At 60.5% G+C, this 9,097-nt stretch carries 5 protein-coding genes and 2 pseudogenes; all 7 read left to right on the top strand.

Annotated features, from left to right (window positions below):
- Nucleotides 1-142: 142 nt before the first annotated feature.
- Nucleotides 143-1,461: pseudogene (locus QJT78_RS45755) on the top strand (epoxide hydrolase family protein).
- 875 nt (nucleotides 1,462-2,336) lie between these two features.
- The gene (locus QJT78_RS45750) at nucleotides 2,337-2,684 is read left to right on the top strand and encodes a hypothetical protein (protein WP_028154041.1); all 348 of its coding nucleotides are present in this window, start codon (nucleotides 2,337-2,339) and stop codon (nucleotides 2,682-2,684) included.
- Between the two features lie 213 nt (nucleotides 2,685-2,897).
- Nucleotides 2,898-3,089 carry a M50 family metallopeptidase gene (locus QJT78_RS45745; protein WP_155258200.1) on the top strand — a complete coding sequence of 64 codons (192 nt, stop codon included), beginning with the start codon at nucleotides 2,898-2,900 and terminating at the stop codon, nucleotides 3,087-3,089.
- A gap of 1,141 nt (nucleotides 3,090-4,230) precedes the next feature.
- Nucleotides 4,231-5,075, top strand: a pseudogene (locus tag QJT78_RS45740) (DUF1194 domain-containing protein).
- A 271-nt stretch (nucleotides 5,076-5,346) separates the two neighbouring features.
- Nucleotides 5,347-5,901: a thioredoxin family protein gene (locus QJT78_RS45735; protein ID WP_028154039.1), complete on the top strand. Its 555-nt coding sequence runs from the start codon at nucleotides 5,347-5,349 to the stop codon at nucleotides 5,899-5,901.
- Between the two features lie 652 nt (nucleotides 5,902-6,553).
- Nucleotides 6,554-7,723 carry a saccharopine dehydrogenase NADP-binding domain-containing protein gene (locus QJT78_RS45730; protein WP_028154038.1) on the top strand — a complete coding sequence of 390 codons (1,170 nt, stop codon included), beginning with the start codon at nucleotides 6,554-6,556 and terminating at the stop codon, nucleotides 7,721-7,723.
- A gap of 185 nt (nucleotides 7,724-7,908) precedes the next feature.
- A complete protein-coding gene (locus QJT78_RS45725; RefSeq protein WP_049810281.1) occupies nucleotides 7,909-9,009 on the top strand; it encodes a S41 family peptidase in 1,101 nt (366 codons plus the stop codon).
- The last annotated feature ends 88 nt before the right edge of the window (nucleotides 9,010-9,097 follow it).

Genomic DNA, 9,097 nt, shown 5'->3' with positions numbered 1-9,097 from the left:
TCAACGCATACAACGACAGAGCCGAGCCCTTCGTCTGGACCAAGAAAAAGGTCCGTCAACGCCGTTTCAAAGGCCGCCGTATCACTCAGCTCTGATTCCGGGTACTAGTCTAGGAGCGGGCTTGTAAACGAGGAGGCCGAACATGACTGCAATCTCCTCTTCACCCACCCGGCGCAGCCTCCTCGCGGGGTCAGCCGCAACTGGTGCCGTCAGCTTGCTTCCAATACATTTCGTCGCCGCACGCGCGCAATCGAAGCAGGGTCCCCGTTTGGTACGACCAAAGCCGACGCAATTCTTCCCTTCCGCGTCAATGTCCGGGGTGAAGACCTCGCTAATCTCCGCCGGCGCCTCGCGTCCACGCGCTGGCCCACCAAAGAGCTCGTTGAGGATCGGTCGCAGGGTGTGCAGCTGGCGACGCTGCGGGCGCTCGCCCGCTACTGGTCGACTGAGTACAACTGGCGCAAGTGCGAGGCACGGCTGAACGCGCCGCCACAGTTCACGACCGTGATCGACGGGGTGAAGATCCATTTCATCCACGTCAAGTCCCGGCATGAGAACGCGCTGCCGCTGATCATGACGCACGGCTTGCCTGGCTCGGTCATCGAGCTCCTCGATACCGTCGGTCCCCTGACTAACCCGACCAAGTATGGTGGCACTCCCGACGATGCATTCGACCTGGTGCTGCCGTCCTTGCCTGGCCACGGCTTCTCGGGTGAGCCGACCGAACTCGGCTGGGACACCGCCCACATCGCACGTGCGTGGGCGATGCTGATGGATCGCCTCGGCTACACGCGCTACGTCGCCCAGGGTGGCGACGTAGGAGCGGCAGCAACGGATGCGATGGGGCGCCAGGCACCCAAGGGACTTCTCGGCATCCACGTCAACTTGCTCGCGGGTGTCGCGGCAATGTCCGACAAGCTGCCCACAGAATCCGAGAAGGAACGCGCGGCGCAGAAGGCGGCCGCGACGTTTAGGGCGAGTGGCTTTGGCTACTTCCTGGAGCAGTCGACGCGGCCACAGACGATCGGCTACTCCCTGCTGGATTCACCCCTCGGGCTCGCGAGCTGGATGCTCGACCATGACACGGACAGCTACTACAAGATTTCCCGCGCGTTCGTGGAGGGTAAGCCCGCCGGTAATCTCACCCGGGACGGCATCCTCGACAACATCACGCTGTACTGGCTGACGGGCACTGGGGCCTCGGCCGCACGGTGGTACTGGGAGGCCGGACAGGCCGCAGCCCGTGTGGCCGGCAAGTCTCCTCCGGCGGTCGCGGTTCCCGTGGGATTTACGACGTTCCCCGGCGAAATCTTTGCTGCACCCCGAAGTTGGGTCGAGATTATGTACCCCGGCCTCGCCTACTTCAGCGAGGTCGAACGTGGCGGGCATTTCGCCGCCTGGGAGGAGCCGAAGCTGTTTTCAGATGAGGTCCGCGCAGCCTTCAGATCATTGCGCAAATAACGGACCAGAGGCTCGACGCCGACGATGTTGAGCACGCGCGTCAGATTGTAGGTCAGCGCACACCGCGCCATCTCCGTGGCGACCTTCGGCAGCGTCTTGCACAGTAAGTTCGCCCGGCTAGACGGCAGGAATGCATGCTTGCAAATTCTAACAGCGGACATTGATGGCCACCAGGTCAGCGATCTTCACGATAGTCGCTACGGGTCAATTTCGGAAGTCGGCACTTTAATCCGTTAGGGTCGGTTTACCCCTGCGAACGGACATCCCGCAGCCCAAGGCCATTTCTGAAAAGTGACCAACGGAAGTTACCCAATTGATGCCGCCAAAAGAACGAACCGCCCGAAGGCGGCTAGTCGTTCTCTCCGCTGAAAGGAACTTGGAGGCAACTCTACCAGCCGCTGGTGACCAAGCGAACGTTGTCACGCAGCGAGCCAATGTCCCCTGTGAATATCAAACTTCACGGCGCCGTCGTCACGCATCTTCAACAGGAGCGATTGGCAGTCGTCCTGATGCTTTATGTTCACGCGCTTCATGATTTCGAAAACCTTCAGAGGCTTTTCGCGAAGGGCATTAGAATCTTTTCTCGATCAGTCATTGGGGTTCCTTGCATCAGCATCGGCGACGGTACGCGTTGTACAGAACGTCTGCAACGGGTGCGTTCGCTTGACGAGGTCCGTTCCGGGTCAAACTCGGAGGTCGCGGCCTTGCGGCAGGATGTCTGCTTTGCCCCGCTGTTCTGAGCCTGCCAGCGCATGCCCAACACCGGCGACGATTAAATCTCCCCGTTGGCTGGTTTCCAACAGCCACCCGCCCAACCAGCCGCGCTTGGCCGGCTTCGGTGCGAGCGGTGCATCGGCCATCACCTATCTGGATCGATGATCGCCGACTTCACCAGCGCCTACTTGATCAAGCGCGATACGTTGGCGGATATCAAGCCATCTTTCAAAGAGGACACTGACATCGTCCCGCCATCTCCACACGAGCCGGCATTTTGCAACTGTAAGAAAGCCGTCAAGCGTGATGTAGAAGTGTATTGGAAGAAGACCCAGCCCATCAGCGTGGATTTGGGCGTGTGTCCGGCTAACGCCGTAAGCAGTAATGCTCAATTCTCGGCCTTCAAAAAACAGCAGGCCATCTGTGGAATGCTTGATCATGTGCCATCCTCAGTCCGTGGCCGCGCTGGCTTTGGCACTTTCAGGAACAGCATGTTTAATCAGCGCTGACGATATCGCTCTCTAAGCGTCGCTGATATCGAAAACACGATACACGGTTAAACGGCCATCTTTAGTAGAATGGTCACGGCCTCGCGCACTGTCGCTTTGCTCACTGCGCGGTGCTCGGTGGCAAAAGCGAAGCATGGTTCGGCGTCAGGCGTTGATCGGCGGCGACGGCCATGAGCATGTGCGCGGTGCGATGAACCGGGACGGGGGACGGCGATGAACGATGGCGACGATGACGTTCTCGGCGTGGCTGATCACGAAGCCGGCCACGCCGTGGTCGCGCTGGCACTCGGCTTGCGGGTCGCCCGCGTCGAAGTTGTTCCAGAGGACCATTCAGGTGCCACCGACGTCGAGCCAGCCGATCACCTGCCTATCGAGGACAGGATCGCTCTCGCTTCCGCCTGCTAGTGGCCGCTCAAGCGTGCTGGGCGGCCGAACTGCTTACCCTTGGCCTTGGCACACGTGCGGCCCTCGCTGGTCCGCCCGATGGTCAGTAGCCGGCTTCTTCAAACGATTCCTTTGGCGGCTCCCTCTTTCTGGGGAAAGGGCAACTATCGGGCCCGCCGAGAAGAAGAGCCATGCCGCCAACCACCAACGCAATACCCAGTTAGCCCATTGGAAAATTCCCAAAAAGCGCGGCGGAACCCCCGAATTTCAACAATGCGCGGCATGGGTCGCCGCAGCGAGCTGTTGGCGTAGACCGCTTCGTCGAGTTCGCCCGCCTCAGTTGGCGGTCTCTTTCACCCGGCCCTTGCCTTCGCAGACCTTGCACTTAGGCGGGTAAATTCTGCGACCGCCCTGCAGTTGCTCACCTGGCTCATGCCCCGTGCCGCCGCATGCCGAACACTTCGTTTCGGAGATTTTCAACCTTGGCAGCTTCATTCGTTTCATTGCTTTCGAGACCATGGCGCGACAGTCAAACAATGCGATTGCTCAACAAGAGTGTCCGGTTTCGTCTCGATCAACAACAACGGGTACGAATTAACGTTGAGCAAAACGGTTAAGTTTGGTGTGAGTCCCGCAATTTTGCGGGAAACGCGTGCCTTCCCTTTTCCCTATCGAAAGTGCGCCGCACGATTCCGGGGGCGCGACTCTACGCGTCGCGTCTCTTGCCGGCCTCGTGCATGACGCTCGCGTTCGCCGCCTTGAGTGCCGCCCCCTTTTGTGGACTTAGAAAGCTAGGCTCGCCGTTCTTTCCTAATCACTTCCCTGTCCTGCGCCAGCGTCGGCCCCATCTGCGACGTTCGGCATTCGAAGGAAGATCACCCCTATTCGATCGGCGGAATGGTGCGCAACCAGGCAACGAGGGCATTGAGATCCTGCTCAGTCATCTTGCCAACTGGAACCTGGGGAGTCTCATCCGTGACAGGCAAAGCTTTTGGAGTTGGCGCGATCCGGCTCTTTCTGGAAGCAAGAGGCAGCTCCGGGCTTCTACTCATCGTCCAGAGCAAGCCTCAATTGCTGCGAACGTGAACGGCAATTGCATGTTTCCGCTTTTCGGAGCGCGTTTTGGGTGTCACCATGCTCGTGAAAGGACGGGAGGGCCGCCATGCGCTGGTGTGTCTCGGTCGGGGCGGTGCTTGTTGCGGGGACGATAGTAGGAGGTGTCGTTGCTGGCATTGCCGCGCCGAGCTCGAAATCTCAATTCGCCGACACCAAACACAAAGTACCATCCGTCAATGTCGAGCTCGTTATCGCCGTCGACGCCTCCTATTCGATGGACATGGACGAACTTGCCATTCAGCGCGAAGGCTATGCACAGGCCATCGTGTCGAAAGACTTCCTGCAGGCGCTGAGTGCCGTTCCGGGCAGCAAGGTGCTGCCGTGACCTATTTCGAGTGGTCGATGTCGGGCGACGACAAGATCATCATTCCCTGGCGCGTGATCGATGGCCCGGAATCGGCGGATGCCGTGGCCGCCGAGATCATGAAAACACCGGTTCGCCGAGGTTCGAGTACCTCAATTTCCGGTGCGATTAATTTCGCACTGCAGCTGTTCGAAGAGAATCCGAATCGCGGGTTGCGCCGCGTCATCGACATTTCCGGCGATGGGCCGAACAACGACGGAGCCCCCGTAACCGGCGCGCGCGACGCTGCCCTGGAGAAAGGCATCATCATCAACGGCCTCCCGATCATGGTGAAGGAGCCATCCCTCTCGACGACCGATATCGAGAACCTCGATCTCTATTACAAGAACTGCGTGATCGGAGGGCCGGGCGCCTTCATCATGACGATCAAAGATCGCGAAAAATTCCAGGCAGCGATCCGGACCAAGCTTGTTCGCGAAGTTGCGGGCCTCACGCCAGAGAGCGGGATCGTCCCAGCCGCCGAGAAAGAGCCCCGGGTGCCCTGTCTGATCGGCGAAAAAAAATCGCAGGAGCGCGGCCGGCGGTGAGTGTCGAGACGATCATTCAGAGCCGCCGGGCGAACAAACTTTAGACAGCAGTTTATCATGGTCGCAGCCCCACGCGTCGGGACATTGGAGCTGCTAACGTCCGTTCGTGGCCTACACCGACGAAATCCCGCGCTCGTCCCAATGACGGCTGTTAAAGGGCGACCGGAAATGGCTAACATATGACCAAAACAACGCGACTGGCGAGCAGGCTTTGGAAACTGTGCCCCAGCAGGCCGTAGTCAGCATATATTTGGGCACAAGGAGGTGCGAAATGGCGACAGCAGCTACCCAAATCGTTCTTGATACGCCGGCGCCTGTGTTCCAGCTTCCGGCCACCGACGGCAAGATTTACGCACTGGACGACGTTGCGGGCGAAAAAGGCACGGTCGTCGTCTTCATCTGCAACCATTGTCCCTATGTCAAAGCGGTGATCGACCGCATGGTTTCGGACGCCCGCGTGCTGATGTCGGAGAGCATAGGCTTTGCGGCGGTTTGCTCGAACGATGCGGCGAACTATCCCGAAGACTCATTTGAGAATATGAAGCGTTTCGCGAAGGCTCATGATTTCCCGTTTCCATATCTCCACGACGAGACCCAGACAGTCGCTCGGGCGTATGGGGCGGTCTGTACGCCGGACTTCTTCGGTTACAATGCCGACCGTAAGCTCAAGTATCGCGGCCGGCTCGACGAAGGGCGTGCAACTCCGCCTCGCGCGGGGGCGCCCCGAGAGCTTGTCGAGGCCATGCGCGCGATTGCGACCACCGGTCTTGCGCCGGCTGACCAAAAGGCGTCTATTGGATGCTCGATCAAATGGAAGGACGAATGAAGCCGATCCCTGTCAACAGGTTTCGTATCTGAGACCGCCGCGTGCTGCAGCATTTGCTGCACATGTGCGATTTGACTAGCGGCATCACGAGGACCCTGCGGCTGCTGCCGGAGTCGCGTTCGCCCCTTCTCCTTCAGGTCTGCTTCCGGGGCAACACGAGGCTTCGGCTCCTGCAATCCGACCCGTCAGTGCTGCGTCGCTTTTGCGACACCGATCGACTCCTGTCGAGCGCTCGGACCAGATTTGCTCACCCTGAGTTCTTCCGGTGTTGGCCCGTTTGGGGCACGCCAATCGGCCCGGAAACTGTCCGCTTGTCGAGGGGGAGACGGGAAGTGGCTCGCCCGCGGTCAAAATGGCGTATTGACTCCAACCGGACGTTGCGCGCCCCAAGACAGGAACTGTGGTATCCTCCGTCAAATGCGATGGGACGGACGAAAGCGGCTGCCCCCTCTAGTGGCACTTACTGCGTGTCCTCGCCGGGCTCCGGGACAGCACAAAATGGCCTGGCATCCTCACCTCTTAGGCGCCTGCTCGGCCCGCGCCGGCGAGGTGATCGAATGAGCGCGCTAGGCAAGCTGGTGCGATCCTGCCGGCGGAAGACCGGTCCGAGTAAGGGAGTAGCGCTCTCCCAGTCGCGCGGAGGACCAACGTCGTGAAGCGGGACTTCGACCTCATCGTCTATGGCGCGACGGGTTACACCGGCCGTCTCGTCGCCGAATATCTGACGACGTCCTATCGCGGCGGCGATGCTCCGTCCTGGGCGATCGCGGGACGCTCGACCGATAAGCTCCAGAAAGTGCGTGCCGACATCGGCGCACCAGACGATTTGACTTTGGTCAAAGCGGATGCCGCCGAGCCGGCCAGCCTACGTTCGATGTGCGAGCGTGCGGCCGTGATTATCACGACGGTCGGACCTTATCAGCTCTACGGCCCCGAGCTTGTGGCGGCCTGCGCGGCCACGGGCACTGGCTATGTCGATCTGTGCGGCGAACCGGCGTGGATGCGGCGCATGATCGACGCCCATCACGAAGAGGCGAAACGGACCGGCGCGCGCATCGTCTTCTCCTGCGGCTTTGATTCCATTCCGTTCGATCTCGGCGTGCTCACGTTGCAGGAGAAGGCGCGCGAGAAATTCGGACGCCCGGCGCGACGGGTCAAGGCTCGCCTGCGCAAGGTGAAAGGCGGGATGTCCGGAGGCACCGCAGCGAGCGCCCAGGCGACAATGGCGGCCGCGGCGCGCGACCCGGCCCTGATCCGGCTGCTGACCGATCCCTTCGCGCTGACCCCGGGGTTCACCGGGCCGTCTCAGCCGTCGGGCCTTATCCCCGAATACGACCCGAGCATGAACGTGTGGCTCGTGCCGTTTCCCATGGCGCCGGTCAACACCAAGAACGTACACCGCACGAACTTCCTGTTGGGTCATCCCTACGGCACGGACTTCGTTTACGACGAGATGATGGTCGCGCCCGGATTTTTGGAAATCGGTCGCGTGACGACGGAGACCTTCGCCACCATATTTTCCCTGCTCGGGACCGGCGGTCTCAAACCCGGTGCAGGCCCGACTCGGGAAGAGCGCGCGAAGGGCTTCTACGACATCCTCTTCCTAGGCGAGCTGCCAGATGGTCGACGGGTCGAGGCGGTCGTCACGGGCGACCGCGATCCGGGCTACGGCTCGACCAGCAAGATGATCGCCGAGAGCGCTCTCTGCCTCGTGCGCGACGTGCAGGGCGAGGGCGGCACCTGGACGCCGGGCGCGCTGATGGGTCCGGCGTTGCGCAAGCGTCTAAAGGAGCGCGCCGGCCTCACCTTCAACGCGCGTTGAGGTAACGCTCAGAACTGCAGCGGCGTGCTGGACTACGTGGATCGTAACCAACGAAAAGCGCGGATTGGCGTGCGCGGCCTCAAATCCGGTTCAATGGCCGCTTTCGGCCCGTTTGAGACATTCCCTCTGGCTCTGAGAATGTCCGATTATCGGGACAGCGACGAGCTCCATCGCAAGGTTGCACGATGAAGAAGGTAATCAACTCAGCACTGTCGCGCCGCCACTTTTTGCGGCTCACGTCAGTGGTCGCGGCATCAGCCCTGACTCCAACGGTGTTGTGGGCCGAGCAGCAACAAGCAGCGGATTCGGCCACATCCCAAGCCGTGCCCGCACGCATCGCCACGCTCGAGGAGGTATGGCGGACCGTGCGAGACCGTTTTTACGATCCGCACCTACACGGGCTCGATTGGTCGGCCGTCCGGGAACGTTACTTGCCGGACGCCGCGCGGGCGAGTTCCGAAGAGGCGCTGGCCGGGGTCATTAATAGCATGCTCTCTGAGCTGCATGCTTCGCACACCCGCTACACACCGTACGAACCAGAGTACTACCAGCTTTCTGATATCTTTGCTGGTGCGTTAAGGCGGCGCGGACTGGAACGTGTTTTTCCGAATGGCCGTATCTCCTATCCCGGCATTGGCATCCTCTCGCGTCTCGACACGCAGGGTCGCAACATGATCACCGGTGTTATAGAAGGCACGCCAGCCCAACAAGCCGGCCTGCTCGCTGGCGATGCGATCGTCTTCGCCGATGGTGCACCGTTTGAGCCGGTACAGTCATTCCGTGGCAAGGTCGGCAAGGAAGTTGTGCTGGGGCTGCGTCGTGCCGGCGCGTTTATGCAAATATCGGTTACTCCGGTCGAAATTGAGCCCAACAAGATGTTCTTGGACGGCTTGAAGGCCAGCGCCCGTATAATACCGGCCAACGGCCGAAGCATCGGCTATGTTCATGTCTGGTGCTACGCCGGCTCCGTGTATCAGCGGACGCTTGAGCATCTTCTATCGCAGAGTCCCCTGAACGGCGCCGACGCACTGATCTGGGACTTGCGCGATGGCTGGGGCGGCGCGATCCCCGGATATCTTGATTTGTTCAACACGCGAGCGCCGACGATACAGGTCACTGATCGCAATGGCGCCAGCGAACTCGAGAACGTGAAGTGGCGCAAGCCTGTCGCCATGCTTGTCAACGGTGGCACCCGCAGCGGCAAGGAAATCCTTGCCTATGGCTTCAAGAAATATCGGCTTGGCGAGGTCATCGGTAGCCGGAGAGCTATGGCTGATTTTGGGTGACGCGGCCTGATCAGGCGGCGTGGCTTTCAGTGTTCGGAATGACTTCGATTCCGTCGATGAACTTTACACCGGCGATGACTTTCGGCAA

This window comes from Bradyrhizobium sp. Mp27 (assembly GCF_029953005.1).
Taxonomy (GTDB): Bacteria; Pseudomonadota; Alphaproteobacteria; order Rhizobiales; family Xanthobacteraceae; genus Bradyrhizobium; species Bradyrhizobium barranii.
This window is presented reverse-complemented; position numbering and strand designations above follow the sequence as displayed.